Raw genomic sequence first — 733 nt, 5'->3', positions numbered from 1 at the left:
AACCGAACGGCTCAAGGTATGTTTCTTTAATGAACTCACCGGGATGAGGAGGGTTATACATGCTCATTAGTGATAGTCCTCGTAATTTAATATGAATGCATTGCCATCTTTGAATTCGAAAGTTACTCGCCAGTTACCATTAACCGAAATAGACCAAATACCTTCACGGTCACCTTTTAATGGGTGCAATTGATAACCTGGTAAATCAACATCCTCGATTACATGAGCAGTATCGATAGCCGCCAGTTGCATTTTCAATTTCCTTGCATGGCTATTCTGAATGCCCGCAGTACTCCCTGATTCAAAGTACTTTTTGAGACCTTTATGCTTAAACGATTTAATCATAAGCTGATGGTAGCATGATGCGCACTATGCATCAATAAATATAACGCCGCCATTTGCGGGATGAGTCTTATGGCGACGTTTATGCGTTTCTTTGCATAAACGGTGACAGAAAACGAAGATCCGAAAGATGGCCTGGTTATATGATTTTTGCTTTTAGTCTTTTGACCTTATGCTCTTAATTTATTGTTAAGAACTCAGAAACGACGCAATAAACCATACAATAATTTTTATTTTGTTTATCTGATTTTGACCACGATAAACCCTAAATTCTTACCTGAACTGTCAACGAAACCACCCATCAAAGTGACCCGATTACGCTGAGCAAAAAACTAATTTTTAGAACACTGAACCTTGATGATAACCTGACTTTATAAGAAGGCCATCTTTG

The 733-nt window shown here is 38.3% G+C and carries 1 protein-coding gene; it reads right to left on the bottom strand.

Translation table 11 applies throughout. From position 1 onward, the window contains the following. Positions 1–66 precede the first annotated feature (66 nt). The gene (locus A3766_RS00695; protein WP_068509678.1) at positions 67–345 is read right to left on the bottom strand and encodes a type II toxin-antitoxin system RelE/ParE family toxin; all 279 of its coding nucleotides are present in this window, start codon (positions 343–345) and stop codon (positions 67–69) included. Positions 346–733: the final 388 nt, after the last annotated feature.

Source organism: Oleiphilus sp. HI0132 (assembly GCF_001635845.1).
This window is presented reverse-complemented; position numbering and strand designations above follow the sequence as displayed.